Origin of the sequence: Polynucleobacter kasalickyi (assembly GCF_900176405.1) — a bacterium.
Classification (GTDB): Bacteria; Pseudomonadota; Gammaproteobacteria; order Burkholderiales; family Burkholderiaceae; genus Polynucleobacter; species Polynucleobacter kasalickyi.
Genome location: NZ_FWXJ01000006.1, coordinates 88,064 through 105,934, shown reverse-complemented (window position 1 = coordinate 105,934; position 17,871 = coordinate 88,064). Strand labels below are relative to the sequence as shown.

Here is a 17,871-nt window from a genome sequence, read left to right as displayed (position 1 = left end):
CTTGGTTGTTTAATTAATTTCTAAATCCTTACTGGATAACTCATCCCACCTGATCATGAGCTTTTCCAAATCTTCATTCATTTCCGTCATCTTTAACTGTAAAGATTTAGCACGCTTTAGGTCATCGGTGTATATCTTGGGATCACTAAGTTGTTGAGAAATTTCACTTTGTGCCAGCTCCAGCGTTTCAATTTGTTCAGTAATTTTTTCTAATTCTTTTTCTTCATACTTACTCAACCCTGATTTTTTATTATTTACTTCTTTGGCAGTCCCGGAAACGTTAGATGTCTTTTTTGTATCTGGTGTTGCGTTACTAACTGGACTTCCTGATTTTTGCGTCTTGCTCAAAGCCGCTAATCTTCTACCATTTTGAATTTTCCAATCCTCATATCCACCTTCATACTCACGCCAAGAACCCTCACCTTCAAAGGCAATCATACTTGTGACGACATTATCTAAAAACTGACGATCATGACTCACTAAGAACACCGTTCCACGGTAATCCTGTAAAAACTCTTCCAACAAATCTAAGGTATCAATATCTAAATCGTTAGTTGGTTCATCAAGTACCAAAACGTTAGCCGGTTTTGCAAAGAGTCTAGCTAATAGCAAACGATTACGTTCGCCTCCGGAGAGGGTCTTGACGGGGGATCTGGCACGCTCAGGAGAAAATAAGAAATCATTTAAATACGACTTAACGTGTTTACGCTGACCACCAATTTCAATCCATTCGCTACCAGGACTAATGAAGTCTTCTAGGCTTGCCTCCAGGTTAAGTGACTCTCTTAATTGATCAAAATAAGCAATCTCAATTTGACTACCCTGTTTAATGTCACCTCGATCTGGTGGTAGTTCACCTAAAATTAGCTTGAGTAGGGTAGATTTACCGGCTCCGTTAGGTCCTAAGAGTCCAACTTTATCCCCCCTGAGAATTGTTGCCGTAAAGTTTTTCACAATCTGCTTATCACCAAAGGATAAATCGACGTTTTCTAAGGCTGCGACAATCTTGCCAGATCGTTCCCCAGTATTAATATCTAAGCGAACTTGACCTACAGTATTGCGTCGGACACTGCGTTCTTCACGCAGTTTTTCAAGACGGCCAATCCGGCTCACACTGCGAGTTCTTCTTGCTTCTACACCTTGCCTGATCCAAACTTCTTCTTGAGCCAAAAGTTTATCCGCGCGAGCATTTGCTAAAGCCTCGTCGGCTAATTGCTTTTCTTTTAGATCCAAATAGGCAGTGAAGTTACCCGGATAACTTCGAATAATGCCACGGTCCAATTCAATAATCCGCGTGGCTACCTTATCTAAGAATGCTCTATCGTGGGTAATAAATACCAATGAGCAGTGCATATCAACCAATAACTGCTCTAACCACTCAATCGAATCCATATCTAAGTGGTTGGTCGGCTCATCTAATAACAAGACTTCCGGTTGCACCACTAAAGCTTGGGCTAAGGCTACTCTTTTCTTATTTCCACCCGACAACTCTGACATCAAACGCGAACCATCTAAATGAAGTTTTTGTAAAACCTCATCAATTTTTTGTTCCCAAGCCCAGCCTTGATTTGCGTCAATCTGAGAGTACAGAACATCCATTTGGTGTTGAATGTCATCATTCCACTCTTGCATACTGAGGGCTTCATAATCTGCACGCATTTGTTTGACGGCCTGAAGTCCTACTGCAACCGTGTCAAAAACGGTATCAGAAGATAAGAAAGCTGGCTCTTGAGCAACATAGGCAATGCGAATTCCTTGTTGTTTCTGAATCAAGCCATCATCTAATTTTTCAATTTCAGCAATAATTTTTAGAAATGAAGATTTTCCTGCGCCGTTCCTACCAATTAAACCAACTCGCTCCCCTTCTTCCAATGAAAAAGATGCGTTTGCTAGCAAGTCAACATGCCCATAGGCAAGCTTGGCATTATTTAAAACAAAAAGAGCCATGTAAATCCAATAAGGTAGGTAATTAAAGTGTCAAAAATAGACAATTTTGTAATGAAGTTACAATTTTAAGCCACTCTAATGTAATTTGTTTGATAATACGAGTTATGGAAAAAGTACGCATTTCAAAATTATTGTCAGAACAGGGGCTTTGTTCACGACGCGAAGCAGATCAATATATCGAACAAGGATTGGTAACTGTCGACGGTGCGGTTATTACCGAACTTGGTTCAAGAGCTTTCCCCAATCAAAAAATTGAACTCAAAAAAGAAGCTCTAAAACTGCAAGACGCTAGAGCCACTATTTTGCTGAACAAGCCAATTGGCTATATTTCACATTTTGATGACGCGAGAGAATATCCTCCCGCTGCAGCATTAGTGACTCCTGAGAATTTTTTCAGGACCCATCTAGATGCCAATAAAAATGCCAAATTCAATACAAAGGGCTTAGCACCTGCTGGTCGCCTAGATATCGACTCGTCTGGTTTACTGGTTCTAACCCAAGATGGTCGTATTGCGAAATTATTAATTGGTGAAAATAGCCCGATTGAAAAGGAGTATTTAGTTCGAGTTGAAGGGAAAATGGCTCCTTCTGGCCTACAACTACTCTGTCATGGATTATCGTTAGACGATGTGCCATTAAAACCAGCTAAAGTCAGTTGGCAAAATGAAGACCAATTACGTTTTGTTTTGAAGGAAGGCCGTAACCGACAAATTAGAAGAATGTGCGAACTTGTCGGTTTACACGTAGTAGGTCTGAAGCGAATTCGAATTGGTCAAATTCCATTGGGAAATATTCCCGTCGGACAATGGCGTTTCCTGAGAGACAACGAAAAGTTTTAGTCTCTCAAGAGAATGCGCCTTAACTGATCAGTAATTCAAAATGCTCCATCGCTGGTGGCTTCTCGAAGTAGGGTCCGACGTAACTACGCCACTGAGCAAACTCTGGAGACTCACGAAAATCAACCATATGATTCTCTAAAGTTTCCCATTCAATCATTAGCAAATATCGATTCGGGTTCTCAATCCCTTTTTGCACTTTAAAACCAATAAAGCCCTTCGCTTTTGAGATTACCTCTTTAACACCAGCTTCAATGGCTACTTCAAACTCTGCATTTTTTCCTGGCAAAATGCTTAAATCCGCAATTTCAAGAACCATAATTAACCTATTCTTTTGAGGGTTTCTTTAAAGATTTTTGCTCGGTTTGCATAACCAACAGTACCTTTAGCGATGCGATCGATCATTTCTTGGCTAACATCTTTCACTTCTTTAGCCGGTGCGCCAATCGCCATTTTGCGCGCTCCAACCACTTTACCTTCAGTTACAACAGCGCCTGCGCCGACGAGAGCCTCTTTACCGATGACCGCGTTGTTCAAGACAATTGCTTGAATACCAATCAACGCCCCATCTTCAATGGTGCAACCATGCAACATGGCTTGGTGCCCGATAGTTACATTATTGCCAACTGTCAATGGACAGCCTTTGTCTACGTGCATGATCGTGCCCTCTTGAACACTAGATGACTCGCCAATAGTAATGGGTTCATTGTCCCCACGAATCACAACACCACCCCAAATGGTTGATTTTGCACCAATAATCACATGACCAATCACGACTGCTTCTTCTGCAACGTACGCTTCTGGGTGAATTTGAGGGATTTTATCCCCTAACTGATAAATTGCCATCTAAGTTTCCTATCTAAAAAATTTAAAAATATAAATACCCATGAAAGTCATTAACAAAGAGCCCATTACATGTAAAAGAATCGTCGTTAATGCGGTGAATAAATTTCCATCCTGAATCATTTGAGTGACTTCAGCTGAAAATGTTGAAAAAGTTGTTAAACCACCTAAAAAGCCAGTAATAATGAGTAGTCGCCATTGGGGTGGGAGTTCTTGATGCTGTTCAAAAAAAGTAATGGCAAAGCCAATCAATAAGCCGCCGAGAAGATTTGCTAACAAGGTACCAATCGGTACTGATTTTGAAATCGTATTGAACATCAATGCCAACACCCATCGGAGTAATGCCCCAATTGAGGCACCTAAACTAATTGCAATGATGGATGGGAACATGTTTAATAAATGGATGATTAGTTAAAAATTAGAAAATAATTTTTAGTTCAGAAAAACAGTGTTGTAGGCGTAGTCTCATTTTTATTCTAAATTATTTATATTTAATGCTATTAGCTTTCATTGTATTTTAAACTAAACGAACATCCTGATTGTCCTCTCTGGACATCCTGATGATTCCATCTTAATTCACTCAATTGGTTCTATGAATAAAAATATTGCAGTTTTTTGTGGTTCGCGGTTTGGTAATGTCCCAGAATGGAAAGATTGGGCTTACGATTTGGGGCAAGGAATTGCGCAAAGAGGTTGGGGCTTGGTCTTTGGAGGTGGTAGCCGAGGCCTTATGGGGCAGGTTTCTGATGGGGTTTTTCAAAACCAAGGACGCGTCACAGGTGTCATCCCAGAAAACTTACTTTCTGAAAAACCAAACAAAGAATTACTTTCAGAATTGCATTTTGTTAAAACGATGGGTGAGCGTAAACAACTCATGGGTCAACTTTCTGACGCATTTGTCATCATCCCCGGTGGGGTTGGGACATTTGATGAGTTATTTGATGTTTGGGCCACAGCACAAATTGGTTCCCATCAAAAATCCATTATTTTGGCAAACTGGTCTGGCTACTATGATCCATTAATTCAATTTTTACAGCATAGCCTTGATAATGGTTTCATAATGGATTCACACTTTGAAAAAATCCAGATTGTGACGAATGTTGAGGATATTTTCAGTAAATTGCAAACCAGTTAATGGGAGTCGATGAGGCTATTGGCACTAACATAGCCACTAGCCCATGCCCATTGAAAATTATGCCCTCCCAAATGACCGGTGACATCAACACACTCACCAATAAAAAATAAGCCGGGATATTTTTTCACCATCATGGTCTTACCGTCGAGAGCTTTCGTATCTATTCCACCTAACATGACCTCCGCTTTATTCCAGCCAAGAGTTCCGGCTGGTTTGATACTCCATTTGCACAGATGTTGAATAATAGAGTCTTTGTTTCTATTGGAGACTTCCGCCCATCTTTGTCCAGCAAGTCCAAGTTGTTCAGCAAACTCTTTAGCTAATTTTGTCGGGAAAAATTCTGTAAATAGTTGCTCTACGGTTTTTGATCGACTTTCGGGTAAAGAGATCAGCTCCTCCCATTTTTCTTGGTTAAGCCATTCAATTTGAACAGGTTCACCTTCTTGCCAATAAGAACTTGCTTGAAGCACAGCAGGTCCTGAGAGACCCTTATGGGTAATTAATAAATCCTCTGCAAACTTCCCAGAACCATAGTTTTTCTTATGCTGGCCTGCTGAAATATGCACTGGAAAACTAATCCCCGCAAAGTCTTCTATTTTTGAAAAAATACCAGAAGTAAATGCCAGAGGTACTAAAGCAGCTCGTGGGCTGATGACAGGAATGTCTAACTTCTCAGCTAATTTCAAAGCAAAGTCACTAGCGCCTATTGCTGGCACAGGTAAACCGCCAGTCGCAATCACCAAATTAGTGGTCTGATAATGCCCTAAATTGGACAATACTTCCCAACCCGAATCGACTTGATGAATGGTTTCAACTTCCTCTGGATATTGAATCTTCACTTTACCAAGACCACACTCACTGAGCAACATCTGAACAATTTCTTTTGCAGAACCGTCACAAAATAACTGCCCCTTATGCTTTTCATGAAATTGAATCCCATACTTTTTAACGAGTTCGATAAAGTCATTACTAGAGTAGCGACTTAATGCACTCTTTACAAAATGGGGGTTCATCGATAAGAAATTACTTGGATTTGAATGCAAGTTCGTAAAGTTACAACGCCCTCCGCCACTAATCCGTATTTTTTCTCCAATCACGTCACTATGATCGATAACGAGCACCTTTTTACCCAGTTGACCGGCAACTCCAGCGCAAAATAAGCCAGCAGCTCCAGCTCCAACTACTATTAAATCAAATGAATCCATAATCACTTTCAAAGAAAATTTCGGGCAAAATGGTATTTTCCTCTAGAAAATGGGGTCCTGTATAAATTAAGGGCAAAATAGAGGTTTTAAAATAAATTGCATTTTTGTTATTAATTCATGGAGATTTAGATGTCAGAAGAAAAAAGCCCCGTAAATCGTCGTTCCCGTAATATTACCGAAGGGGTTGCTCGTGCACCCAATCGCTCCATGTACTATGCAATGGGATACCAAGAAGCTGACTTTAAGAAGCCAATGATTGGTGTAGCCAATGGTCACTCCACCATTACGCCTTGCAACAGTGGTCTCCAAAAGTTGGCGGACGCCGCAGTGGAAGCCCTAGAGAATGGTGGTGCGAATTCACAAATTTTTGGTACACCAACGATTTCTGACGGAATGGGAATGGGTACTGAGGGCATGAAATACTCCTTAATTTCAAGAGAGGTCATTGCAGATTCGATTGAAACTTGTGTCAATGGTCTTTGGCAAGACGGTGTGATTGTGATCGGTGGTTGCGATAAGAACATGCCTGGTGGCATGATGGCGATGGCCAGAACCAATGTGCCAAGTATTTATGTTTATGGTGGCACCATTAAAGCTGGTCACTATAAAGGTCGTGAACTCAATATTGTTTCTGCTTTCGAGGCGGTTGGTGAATTTACTTCAGGCCGCATGAGCGAAGAAGATCTAAAAGGTGTTGAACAAAATGCTTGTCCAAGTAGCGGTTCATGTGGTGGTATGTACACGGCCAATACCATGAGCTCTGCGTTTGAAGCTTTAGGGATGAGTCTGCCTTATTCTTCAACCATGTCCAATGTTGATCAAGAAAAAGTGGATAGTACCGCAGAATCAGCCCGGGTTTTAATTGAGGCCGTAAAAAACAATCTACGTCCACGCGATATCATTACAAAAAAATCTATTGAAAATGCAGTCAGTGTAATCATGGCTGTTGGTGGATCAACCAATGCAGTCTTACACTTTTTAGCGATTGCTAGTGCCGCAGAGGTGGAATGGACGATTGACGACTTTGAAAGAATTCGTCGTAAAGTACCCGTCTTGGTTGATATGAAGCCATCTGGCAAGTACTTAGCAACTGATTTACATCTTGCAGGTGGTATTCCACAAGTGATGAAGATGCTACTCGTAGCCGGTTTATTACATGGTGACTGTCTCACAATTACAGGTAAAACAATCGCCGAGGTGCTAGAAGATGTTCCAGCAACGCCAAGAGCTGATCAATTCGTGATTCGCCCGATTGAAAACCCAATGTATGAACAAGGTCATTTAGCAATTTTGAAAGGGAATATTTCCCCTGAAGGTTGTGTTGCCAAAATTACCGGTTTAAAAAACCCAAGTATTACTGGACCAGCAAAAGTTTTTAACTCTGAAGATGATTGTATGGCCGCCATCATGGCAAATAAAATTACCCATGGTGATGTGGTTGTCATTCGATATGAAGGGCCAAAAGGCGGACCTGGCATGAGAGAAATGTTAGCGCCTACCTCAGCTCTAGTTGGGCAAGGGTTTGGAGAGACCGTTGGTTTAATTACGGATGGTAGATTTTCTGGTGGCACTTGGGGCATGGTAGTGGGTCACGTATCCCCTGAGGCTTTTGTTGGCGGTACCATCGCATTGATTGAAGAAGGCGACTCCATCACGATTGATGCACACCAACAACTCATTCAACTGAATGTTGCAGAGGAAGAAATTGCAAGGCGTCGTGCTAACTGGAAAAAACCTGCTCCGAAATATACCCGTGGTGTCCTAGCGAAATATGCAAAATTAGCCAGTACTGCGAGTAAAGGTGCAGTTACTGACTTGAATCTGAATTTAGAAAATGACTAAAGTTAACGACTAAACTTAGTGACTGATTTGACTAAGCACAACCCCAAAGAGTACGAGTTACTGTTTGGGGTTTTTTTAATGTTCAATTAATGGTTATGCATCTTGCCATGTGACATCGCTCTGACAGGCATATTCACTTCTACTTTGCCCGCTTTTTCGAACTGCAATGTAACCGCAATGACATCGCCATCATTTAACTGTTCTTTTAAACCCATTAACATTAAATGATATCCACCCGGCTTTAATTCCACCTTGGATTTCGCTGGAATCGCTAATGTACCAATGTCACGCATGATCATCTTATCGCCGTCCATTTTCATTTCGTGAATCTGTACGCTGGAAGCCTTGGCATAGGTGACGCTCATTAATTTATCAGCAGTCGCATTTGGATTTTCAATCGTTAAATATCCACCACCGACGCTTTGACCTGGATTTGTAGCTCTGGCAAAAGCATCTTTAATTTGTACAGATTGTGCATTCACGACTGGGGCTGATAAACTAAGTACAGCAGAAATCATCAATGCAAAAATCAATTGTGAGGTTTTGAAGATTTTCATTATTACTTTCCAAAATAGATAGAAGAATGTTGATTTTAACTTAGCGATTGCTAAAAGTTCTTGGATTTGAAAAGGGTGTATGAAGGCTACTAGTAATGACAAAATTGCATTATTTGCTGATATTCATAGCAATATTGAAGCACTTGAGGCTTGTTTGAAGCATGCCGATGAGGCGGGAGCAACGCGGTACGTGTTTCTTGGTGATTTGATTGGATATAACGCTAGTCCAGTTGAGGTACTTGAACGCGTAATGACACTGATTGCCGAGGGAAAAGCAATTGCGGTGAAGGGTAATCATGACCAAGCTTGTTATGAAAATAACGCATTTGAAATGAATCCAGAAGCAAGAGTCGCCATTGACTGGACCATCTCACAACTAGAAAAGTCTCATTTACATTTTTTAAAAAACCTTCCCTATATCATTCGTGAGGAAGATCGTTGCTATGTCCATGCATCAGCTCAATCTCCAGAAAAATGGCTTTATGTAAATGATGGCATGTCTGCTTGGCGATGTGCAGAGGCCTCGGAAAAAACGTATACCTTTGTTGGACATGTTCATGATCAAGCACTATTTTTCCAAAGTTCAGTAGGCAAATTAATCCGCTTTGAGCCGCATGCGGGCGATGAAATTCCCATCGGTCATCATCGACGTTGGGTTTCTGTCGTAGGATCCACCGGACAACCTCGGGACGGAAGCCCCAAAGCAAATTATGCTCTTTTTGATGTTGAAAACGAAAGTCTATATTTTCATAGGGTCTCCTACAATCACGAAATGGCCGCTAAAAAAGTTCAAATGCATGGTTTACCAGACGCTCTAGCCAAACGCTTGCTGACGGGGAACTAATCCGTTGAAATCTTTTTTTAAACAAGAATCACCTTATTCAATTGCAATCGAGGCGGTCGAAGATATTTTCCAAACAGGAAAAATGATCAAAGGTTTTTTAGTTGGCGAAGAAATCTACCGAGGTGGTATGGCAGTACTTTTCTCCGCGACTAAAGAAGGAATAGATCATCCTATTCTTCTAAAAATTCCAAGAGTAGGGAAAGATCAACCCGTAGAAAGTTTAATTGCATTTGAAACTGAATTAACCATCTTGCGGGCCTTGAAAAGTCCTTATGCTCCTCAGTTTATTGGCTCAGGATCCATGGCAAAAAACCCCTTTATCGCCATGGAGCGGATTGAGGGTGAATCCTTAGAAACAATGATTCAAAGAGAAGGCAATCTGCCGATTGATTTAGCAATAAAAATTACTTCTAATATTGCGCAAGCAATTCAAAACCTACATTCCCAAGAAGTAATTCATCTCGACCTCAAGCCAGATAATGTTCTTATCAACAAAAATTTAGAAGTAACCTTGATCGACTTTGGTTTGGCTCACCATGCGAGGTTTCCCGATTTATTGGCTGAAGAAATGCGCAAAGGTATCGGCTCTGCGCCCTACATTGCACCAGAACAAATTGTGGGAGTAAGAAATGATTTGCGCAGTGATATTTACTCTTTGGGTGTGATACTTTACGAATTGCTCACAGCAGAATTACCTTTTGATAACCCCAGTTCAATGACGGGTTTAAAGAAACGCTTTTGGGCGCAACCGATTCCACCAAGAGTATATCGCCCGGAAATTCCCCCAGCTTTGCAAGAAATCATCTTAAGATGTCTTGAGCCATTCGCCAAGGATCGTTACCAAAGTGCGACCCAACTCCGACAATTACTTCGTAACCTTGATAGCGTTACTTTAACGAGCCGGGCAGCTCTGATAAAGCCCATAAGTTTTTGGGGGGCATTTAAGCGCTGGTTCCGTGCAGCTGGATATGAATCATCACCAATCATTCAATCTACCATTGCCTATGAACTCACCCCTTTGGTCATTGTTGCCTTAGATTTACCAAATAGCTCAGCGGCGCTCCAAGCCAAAATGCAACGTTCCTTAAAGAATATTTTACAAATATATGCCGAGGGCAGAGTCTCTTGTATTACCGTCATTGCCAATACCCCAACGTTTGAGGGTGACAAAGAAATGGACTCTGCGAGCGGTATCGTACGTGGCCATCTGGTGCAGATGATGGAATGGATGGCCCCGATGCAACTCTCTTCTGAAAAAACATCTTTTCATGTCCTTGAGTCCCTTGACGCAGCAGCAAGAATCGTTGAATTCGCAAATGATAACGATGCAGCAATGATTATTACTGGCCAGGCCTCTCACGTCACAGCTAGTAACTTAAGACCATGGCGTTCTAATATGACCAAAATTGTTGAGGAAGCAAAATGCATTGTCCATGTTGTAAAGTTAGCAGAATGATTCGGATGAGGCTAAAATAGCCGTTTACCGAACTTAAACTCAATCATATGTGGGAAGCATTTGTCCAAGCTGCAACCTTGCTAAAGCAATTTGACTCTGAAGTTTGGCAGATTGTGGCTGTATCCATTCAAACCAGCTTAACTGCTGTGATCTTCGGCACCATTATTGGATTACCAATCGGTGGTTTCTTAGCGACCAATAAATTCATTGGCAGCCATGTGCTGGTTACACTACTCAATTCTTTGATGAACGTCCCAACAGTCATCGTGGGTGTTTGTATTTATTTATTATTATCACGAAGTGGTCCTTTAGGAGCATTTGGTCTGCTTTTTACAATGAAGGGCATGATTGTTGCCCAAAGCCTCATCACTATCCCACTCATTGCAGCAATTTCTAGACAAATTATTGCTGACGCATGGAGCCAACACTCTCAAACACTGCAATCCTTTCATTTAACAAGGTTGTTAATCATTAAATGGATTTTATGGGAATGCCGGTTTTCTTTAGTCATCGCCTTATTAGCCGGCTTTGGAAGAGCGATCTCTGAAGTGGGTGCGGTGATGATTGTGGGAGGAAATATCGCACATGCAACCAGAACGATGACAACGGCAATCTCTTTAGAAACAAGTAAAGGTGACCTACCCTTAGCTTTAGCTCTTGGGATTGTCCTCATGGGCTTAGTTCTTTTTATTAATGGGATTGCAAATTTTATTAAATCAGCGGCAGAAAGAAAGTATGGCTGAAAAATTCACAATTCATCTCAGCAATATCGACCTTCGAAGCGATCACAAATCCATCCTCAAAATCGATCAAGCAGCAATTCCAATTGAAACAATCACTTGTATCGTAGGTTCAAATGGTTCAGGTAAAACCAGTTTATTAAAGTCGATTGCTGGTTTAAATAAAATCACAAAGGGTAGCATTGAGTTTCCAGCAATCACCACCTGTATGGTGCATAACCAATCTACTGTCTTAAAAATGAGTGTCAAACAAAACCTAATGCTCTTGAGGGATGTCGATCAAACAATTCAAGCAAGCTTTGTGGATGACGTCATGGCTAAATTTCAATTAATTGAGCTAAGTAAAAGTCCAGCCCCCCTTTTATCGACGGGAGAAAAACAACGGCTTGCACTGGCAAGGGCTTACTTATTAAATGCCCAATTGATTCTTCTCGATGAACCAACCTCGTCCTTAGATAATGCGTCAAAAAAATTAATTGAAAATTTTATTATTGAAATGACCAAGGAAGGAACAAAATTTCTGATTGTGTCGCATGACCTGCCTCAGGTTCAACGCCTAAGTGAGCATGTCGTGCAATTGGAGAACGGTCAAATTCGTTGTGTTCAGGCAACGCACCGGCACTTTGAAGAAAATCAAAGTTTGTAAATTAAGCAGAAGCTCGACGAACTCTCTTGATCGGCAAAATGCCAACAGCTAGTGCCGTTCCCAGCAAAATAACGCCTCCACAAAGAATCATGCGCAAGGTTGGCTCTTCATGCAGGAAAATATCTCCCCATAAAATACTGAACACTGGCACTAAGAATGTCGTAGAAATTGCAATTGAAGGACTGGTTTGCTCAATTAATCGATAAAACAAAAAATAAGCGATTGCCGTTGACCCAACCCCAAGGCCAACCATCCCAATCCAAGCTATGTTAGGTACCAAGCCCGTTGGAAAGTATTGATAGGCGGGGATCGCCAAAATAAATGAGCCCATGATCATACTAACTAAGGTCATGCCAATCGGATGAATACCATCACAGTATTTTTTCATATAGTTAGTGGCAAAGCCGTAGGAAATAGTTACACCAATACTCGCTAAAAATGGCAGTCCTAAACCGCCAACAGAAAAATCAACTTTACCCCAAACCAATAAAACAATTCCTAAAAATCCCAAGAACAAGCCCAATAATCGAGAAGGGCTCAAACGATCCTTCAGCCAAAAAGCAGCAATAATGGCAGTCCAAATAGGAGATGTTGCATTTAAGATGGCGCCAATACCAGCATTCAAAGACTGCATGGCATAAGTAAATAGAATAAATGGTAGGACTGAGTTAAAGATGGAGATGACAAAAGTTTTTTGATATTGGGGCCAAGTCATCTTCATATGTTGCCACCAATGCCGATTAAATAGGCTAATAAACCCCAAGCAAACTGCGGCGATCAACATCCGTGATTCAGCGACCACGATTGGCTCAATATAGCCTGCCGTAAACTTCATAAAGACGTAAGACCCTCCCCAAAGGGCGCTTAACAAAATAAAGTCAATAATATTTTTAATTTTCACTCTATTATTATGCAATAAAAAACCAATCAACCTGATTTAGGTGGAGTAATCATGCTAGGATTATTTTTTTATAAAAAGGTTTTACACCAAATATCCGAGGTAATGACACTGAATCTCTAAAAGTATTCTGCATTCCACCTCCCAACCAATACAATAGATGTATGAATAATTTAGATAATCCCACGATCTTTCTCCGAGAAGATTACCTCGCACCAAATTTCGCCATTGATCAAGTTTATTTAGAATTTTCTTTAAATCCTAATAAAACAATTGTCAAATCCACCCTGCACATGAGGCGTTTAGGTCCTGGGTCACTAGTTTTAAAAGGTGAAGAGTTAGAGCTGATTAGCATTGCTGTCAATCAAGAAGACTATCGTGACTTTGAAGTGAATAGCAAAGAGTTGACAGTGCATCATTTACCAGAGGTATTTGATCTCGAAATTAACTGCTCTAATCAGCCAAATATCAATTCGAGTTTGATGGGTTTATATGTTTCCAATGATAATTTCTTTACCCAATGTGAGGCTGAGGGTTTTAGAAAAATCACTTATTTTCTTGACCAGCCTGATGTTCTTACTAAATTTACGGTCAAATTAAATGCATCAAAAGTGGACTACCCTGTTTTGCTATCCAATGGTAATCTCATTGAAGAGGGCGAGTTAAATAATGGTTGGCACTTTGCTGTCTGGGAAGACCCTTTTCCAAAGCCCTCTTATTTATTTGCTTTAGTTGCTGGCAAACTCGAAGTACTTGAGAGGCAATACATAACGAACTCTGGGAGTAAAAAATTACTACAAATTTGGGTTGAAAAGAAAGATTTATCCAGAACAAAGCATGCTATGGAAAGTCTGATTCATTCGATTGAGTGGGATGAAAAAAGATTTGGGCTAGAACTAGATCTCGAGCGTTTTATGATTGTCGCGGTGGGTGATTTCAACATGGGAGCGATGGAAAATAAAGGTTTAAACATCTTTAATACCAAATATGTTTTAGCGGACCAACACACTGCTACGGATATAGACTTTGCCAATATTGAAAGTGTCGTTGGTCATGAATATTTTCATAACTGGACCGGTAATCGCGTTACTTGTAGAGATTGGTTTCAACTTTCCTTAAAAGAAGGTCTCACGGTTTTTCGTGACCAAGAATTCTCGGCCGATCTCATGGGTTCAGACTCTGGCAGAACAGTGAAAAGAATTGAAGATGTGAGATTACTCAGACAAGTTCAGTTTCCAGAAGATGCTGGGCCAATGGCCCATCCAATTCGGCCAGATAGTTATCAAGAAATCAACAACTTTTATACAGTCACCGTCTATGAGAAAGGTGCTGAAGTAGTCCGTATGCTACATACACTCTTGGGTGAAACCGGTTTTATGAAGGGTATGAAACTTTACTTTGCTCGACATGATGGCCAGGCAGTAACTTGTGATGATTTCTTGGCGTGCATGGCAGACGCAAATCAGTTTGATGCCAAACAATTTCAATACTGGTACAGTCAGGCAGGAACGCCTCAAGTTAGCATCAAAGAGCAATATAATGAGGTAGCAAAAACTTATACCCTCCAGATTAGCCAGACTTGTCCACCAACGCCTAATCAATCAGTAAAAGCACCTTTTCACATTCCGTTAAAGACCAAATTACTCGTTCCCGGTCAAGCTAGCGATGAGTTCTTGATTGAATTGAAAGAAACTGAACAACAGGTGGTGCTCAAGAACATCCAGACAAAACCTATTTTGTCGATCAATCGTGATTTTTCAGCACCGGTCATCCTGAACTTTGATCAGCCTGAAAATGAATTACTGTTCCTGTTTGACCAAGATGATAATGCGTTCAATCGATGGGAAGCTATCCAAAAAATTGCTTCTAACAACATTCTCAACAACATTGCTCCAAGTGACCCCTTGATTGAGGGTTATCGTAAACTCATGCTCGATCCTACTTTAGATCCCGCGTTTAAAGAGCTTTGCTTTACCCTGCCCGCCGAGACTTATTTACATGAGCAGTTAGAGACAGTTGATCCACAAATAGTCCATCACGCAAAAGTGCATTATCAAAACGTACTAGGAGTACGTTTAATCAATGAGTGGGAAAACCTCTATGAAGCGAATCTCATTGCCTCACCATATAGTCCAAATGCAGTTGATGCGGGTAAAAGGGCCTTAAAGAATTTCGCGTTAAAAATGTTATTGGATTCTAACCTTGCTAAATTTGAAGCCATCGCTTTTGAACAATTGAAAAATTGTGACAATATGACTGATTTTTTAGCCGCGCTAACGCTGCTCGTGCACTATGAAAGCAGCTTTGCCGCAGAAGCTTTAAATCTTTTTTATCAGCGTCACCAAGGTAATGACTTAGCCTTAGACAAGTGGTTTGCCATTCAAGCCAGTAAACCGCCAAAACAGTCAGGAAAGATCGTTCAAGACATCCGAAAATTAAAACTGCACTCAGATTTCAAAATGCGCAACCCCAATCGTGTCCGAAGTGTGATTCATACTTTCTGCATGAATAATCCAGCTGGTTTTCATGATGCCTCTGGAGAAGGATATGAATTTTGGTATGACAATGTTCTAGAACTAGATGGGATTAATCCACAAGTTGCAGCCAGACTGGCTAGAGCCTTAGACCGTTGGAAAAAATTTGATGCGCCTTATCAAGCGATAATGCACTCTCAACTAGAAAAACTTTTAACAAATCCGTTGTCTAATGATGTTAAAGAAGTTATTCAAAAAGCCTTAAATTAAATAAATAATCATTCAAATCACTATGTCAAACTCCTCATCTCCTCATTTAGCAGTGTTTTTGGAACAACAAAATATTCCAGATCAGTTAAAGCAACTACTCATGCAAGTTGCAAAATCTTGCGACTCGATCAGTAGTGCCGTCAATAGAGGTGCTCTTGATAATATTTTGGGTTCAGCAGGAAGTGGCAACATCCAAGGAGAAACTCAGCAAAAATTAGATATCCTTTCGAATGATATTTTGTTAGAAGACAATGTAGCATCTGGTCTATTAGCAGGTATGGCCTCAGAAGAAATGGATACCATCTACCCTATCCCAGATAACCTACCAAAAGGCAAATACCTTTTATTATTTGATCCACTGGACGGTTCATCGAATATCGATGTGAACGTTTCGATTGGTACGATTTTTTCAATCCTTGAAACCACTATGGGTAAATCAGTTACTGAGGATGATTTTTTACAGGCGGGTCAACAGCAAGTCGTTGCTGGTTACGCATTGTATGGCCCACAAACCATCCTAACCTTCACAACTGGGTCGGGTGTTCACATGTTCACCTTAGACCCTAAAACACGTGATTTTATTCTGACTAAATCAAATGTACTTATTCCAGAAGATACCAAAGAATTTGCGATCAATATGTCCAACATGCGGCATTGGGACGAGCCCGTTAAACGTTACGTTGATGAATGTTTAGCAGGTAAGGAAGGGCCACGTGCTAAAGACTTTAATATGCGTTGGATTGCTTCGATGGTAGCGGATGTTCATCGTGTCTTAACTCGAGGTGGAATCTTTATGTACCCATGGGATAAAAGAGATCCATCAAAACCTGGCAAACTCAGACTTTTATATGAGGCAAATCCGATGAGTTTCTTAGTCGAGCAAGCTGGGGGCTTAAGTATCAACGGCAAAGAGACTATTTTGTCAATCAAGCCTAGTCAACTCCATGAACGCGTTTCAGTCATCTTAGGCTCCAAAAATGAAGTGTCTCGGGTACACGAATATCATCTCGATCGATAATTATTTGATCTAACCAATGACAGCTGAATTTTAAAAAATCAGTTGTCATTAGATTAGAATGCACATAACGCAAATATATTTGCTTAACTTATGTGCATTTAAGGAAATGGTTCAACAACCTACTAATCTAAAAAATCATTTTTTCACAATCGATTTATTAAAGTCGATTGCTGTTCAAATTATTATTCTTCATCATCTCAGTAACTATGGGCAAATTTCCTATGCTGCAAGGGAATTATGGCCGGCGATTTTTGAATGGTTAGGAAATTACGGCCGTTACGCTGTAGAGATATTTTTGGTCATGGGAGGGTATTTGGCTATCAAAAATATTTCGACTCAAGTAAGCACGAAAGGTCTCATCATCCCTGTATTTAACCGCTATTTGCGACTCGTGCCGACCTATTTCACTGCCTTGATTTTTACGATTGTTTGCGCCACTATCGCCCGATCTTTTAATTACGAGTTATATATGGGTCAACCAGAAACGCTCTGGCAAGTTCTAAGTCACTTGATCTTACTGCAACAAATATTAGGTTTCGAATCGATTTCTTTAGGCGTTTGGTACGTAGCTATTGATTGGCAACTTTATTTCTTTTTTGCAACGATTTTTTTCTTTTTAAAATCTTACAAGAAATCAATCTTTTGTCTCAGTATTTTCATGTTGAGTGCCTTTTGTTACTTTAGTCAAGAGAGTGCTTATGAGAATTATTTTATTTATTTTATTGGTGTCTACGGTTTAGGAATGATTGCATTTCTGTGGAATGATGACTTACATCAATCCACTAAACTTCTTGCAAAAGTTTTATTTATCACTTTTGGTGTCATTATTTTCTCTTCTATTCTATTTGAATTATCGATTAAAAATGCACTTGCCTACTGCGTGGCTGCTTTGTTGATTTGGAAAGGAAAGCTCCCCTACCAGGCATCATCCATTCATTGGGCAAAGTATTTAATTTGGATTAGTCAAAGATCATACTGTGCCTTTTTGATTCACTTTTCATTTATCTTACTTGGTAATACCGTATATTTCTTATTAGGTTTTAACAACCCCATTGTTGCCATCATGATGATGGCTATCATCATGATTTTCAGTTGGGTAGCAGCTCATCTTTTGTATCAACGAATTGAATTTCCTGCTAGAACATTTCAGATTCGCTGAT

17 protein-coding genes are annotated in these 17,871 nt (G+C 40.4%); 10 read left to right on the top strand and 7 right to left on the bottom strand.

All coding sequences use genetic code 11. The annotated features are described in order from the left end of the window. Window positions 1-9: 9 nt before the first annotated feature. Window positions 10-1,947, bottom strand: a complete 1,938-nt coding sequence (locus B8983_RS07050) for an ATP-binding cassette domain-containing protein (protein ID WP_084283435.1) — start codon at window positions 1,945-1,947, stop codon at window positions 10-12. 104 nt (window positions 1,948-2,051) lie between these two features. On the opposite strand from B8983_RS07050, the gene B8983_RS07045 reads away from it, so the two are divergent. Further along, window positions 2,052-2,786, top strand: coding sequence for a pseudouridine synthase (locus B8983_RS07045; protein ID WP_084283434.1), 735 nt, complete (start codon window positions 2,052-2,054; stop codon window positions 2,784-2,786). Between the two features lie 19 nt (window positions 2,787-2,805). Here B8983_RS07045 and B8983_RS07040 read toward each other — a convergent pair whose 3' ends face one another. The 3 genes from B8983_RS07040 to crcB are packed head-to-tail and all read right to left on the bottom strand — an operon-like array spanning window position 2,806 to window position 4,016. Continuing rightward, window positions 2,806-3,102 (bottom strand): antibiotic biosynthesis monooxygenase family protein, encoded by a 297-nt coding sequence (locus B8983_RS07040; RefSeq protein ID WP_084283433.1) that lies wholly within the window; start codon window positions 3,100-3,102, stop codon window positions 2,806-2,808. 2 nt (window positions 3,103-3,104) lie between these two features. Continuing rightward, window positions 3,105-3,629, bottom strand: coding sequence for a gamma carbonic anhydrase family protein (locus B8983_RS07035; RefSeq protein ID WP_084283432.1), 525 nt, complete (start codon window positions 3,627-3,629; stop codon window positions 3,105-3,107). Between the two features lie 9 nt (window positions 3,630-3,638). Beyond that, entirely contained in the window at window positions 3,639-4,016 is a 378-nt protein-coding gene (crcB, locus tag B8983_RS07030; RefSeq protein WP_084283431.1) for a fluoride efflux transporter CrcB, read from the bottom strand. A gap of 202 nt (window positions 4,017-4,218) precedes the next feature. On the opposite strand from crcB, the gene B8983_RS07025 reads away from it, so the two are divergent. Then, complete coding sequence (locus B8983_RS07025; protein WP_084283430.1) at window positions 4,219-4,761, top strand: LOG family protein; 543 nt, start codon at window positions 4,219-4,221, stop codon at window positions 4,759-4,761. On the opposite strand, the gene B8983_RS07020 is transcribed toward B8983_RS07025, so the two are convergent. After that, a complete protein-coding gene (locus tag B8983_RS07020) occupies window positions 4,758-5,966 on the bottom strand; it encodes a BaiN/RdsA family NAD(P)/FAD-dependent oxidoreductase (RefSeq protein WP_084283429.1) in 1,209 nt (402 codons plus the stop codon). The two genes, B8983_RS07025 and B8983_RS07020, sit on opposite strands and share 4 nt — an antisense overlap. Window positions 5,967-6,095: 129 nt before the next feature. On the opposite strand from B8983_RS07020, the gene ilvD reads away from it, so the two are divergent. Next, the gene (gene ilvD, locus B8983_RS07015) at window positions 6,096-7,808 is read left to right on the top strand and encodes a dihydroxy-acid dehydratase (RefSeq protein WP_084283428.1); all 1,713 of its coding nucleotides are present in this window, start codon (window positions 6,096-6,098) and stop codon (window positions 7,806-7,808) included. Window positions 7,809-7,894: 86 nt separating this feature from the next. On the opposite strand, the gene B8983_RS07010 is transcribed toward ilvD, so the two are convergent. Beyond that, window positions 7,895-8,365: a copper chaperone PCu(A)C gene (locus B8983_RS07010; protein ID WP_084283427.1), complete on the bottom strand. Its 471-nt coding sequence runs from the start codon at window positions 8,363-8,365 to the stop codon at window positions 7,895-7,897. A gap of 79 nt (window positions 8,366-8,444) precedes the next feature. Here B8983_RS07010 and B8983_RS07005 point away from each other — a divergent pair, with 79 nt between their 5' ends. From B8983_RS07005 to B8983_RS06990, 4 genes are read left to right on the top strand one after another with little or no spacing between them, the layout of a single operon-like run. Beyond that, on the top strand, window positions 8,445-9,209 hold the full coding sequence (locus tag B8983_RS07005; protein ID WP_084283426.1) for a metallophosphoesterase family protein: 765 nt from the start codon (window positions 8,445-8,447) through the stop codon (window positions 9,207-9,209). 4 nt (window positions 9,210-9,213) lie between these two features. Next, complete coding sequence (locus B8983_RS07000; RefSeq protein WP_234986935.1) at window positions 9,214-10,665, top strand: serine/threonine protein kinase; 1,452 nt, start codon at window positions 9,214-9,216, stop codon at window positions 10,663-10,665. Window positions 10,666-10,712: 47 nt separating this feature from the next. Further along, entirely contained in the window at window positions 10,713-11,408 is a 696-nt protein-coding gene (locus tag B8983_RS06995; protein ID WP_084283425.1) for an ABC transporter permease, read from the top strand. Then, entirely contained in the window at window positions 11,401-12,051 is a 651-nt protein-coding gene (locus B8983_RS06990) for an ATP-binding cassette domain-containing protein (RefSeq protein WP_159460842.1), read from the top strand. The genes B8983_RS06995 and B8983_RS06990 overlap by 8 nt, the downstream gene beginning before the upstream one ends. Window position 12,052: 1 nt before the next feature. Here B8983_RS06990 and B8983_RS06985 read toward each other — a convergent pair whose 3' ends face one another. Beyond that, window positions 12,053-12,967, bottom strand: a complete 915-nt coding sequence (locus B8983_RS06985; protein ID WP_143736125.1) for a DMT family transporter — start codon at window positions 12,965-12,967, stop codon at window positions 12,053-12,055. 146 nt (window positions 12,968-13,113) lie between these two features. On the opposite strand from B8983_RS06985, the gene pepN reads away from it, so the two are divergent. The 3 genes from pepN (at window position 13,114) to B8983_RS06970 (ending at window position 17,870) form a co-directional block, all read left to right on the top strand. Beyond that, the gene (pepN, locus tag B8983_RS06980) at window positions 13,114-15,693 is read left to right on the top strand and encodes an aminopeptidase N (protein WP_084283422.1); all 2,580 of its coding nucleotides are present in this window, start codon (window positions 13,114-13,116) and stop codon (window positions 15,691-15,693) included. A 22-nt stretch (window positions 15,694-15,715) separates the two neighbouring features. Beyond that, window positions 15,716-16,711: a class 1 fructose-bisphosphatase gene (locus B8983_RS06975; protein ID WP_084283421.1), complete on the top strand. Its 996-nt coding sequence runs from the start codon at window positions 15,716-15,718 to the stop codon at window positions 16,709-16,711. Window positions 16,712-16,817: 106 nt separating this feature from the next. Next, window positions 16,818-17,870 (top strand): acyltransferase family protein, encoded by a 1,053-nt coding sequence (locus tag B8983_RS06970; protein WP_159460841.1) that lies wholly within the window; start codon window positions 16,818-16,820, stop codon window positions 17,868-17,870. The last annotated feature ends 1 nt before the right edge of the window (window position 17,871 follow it).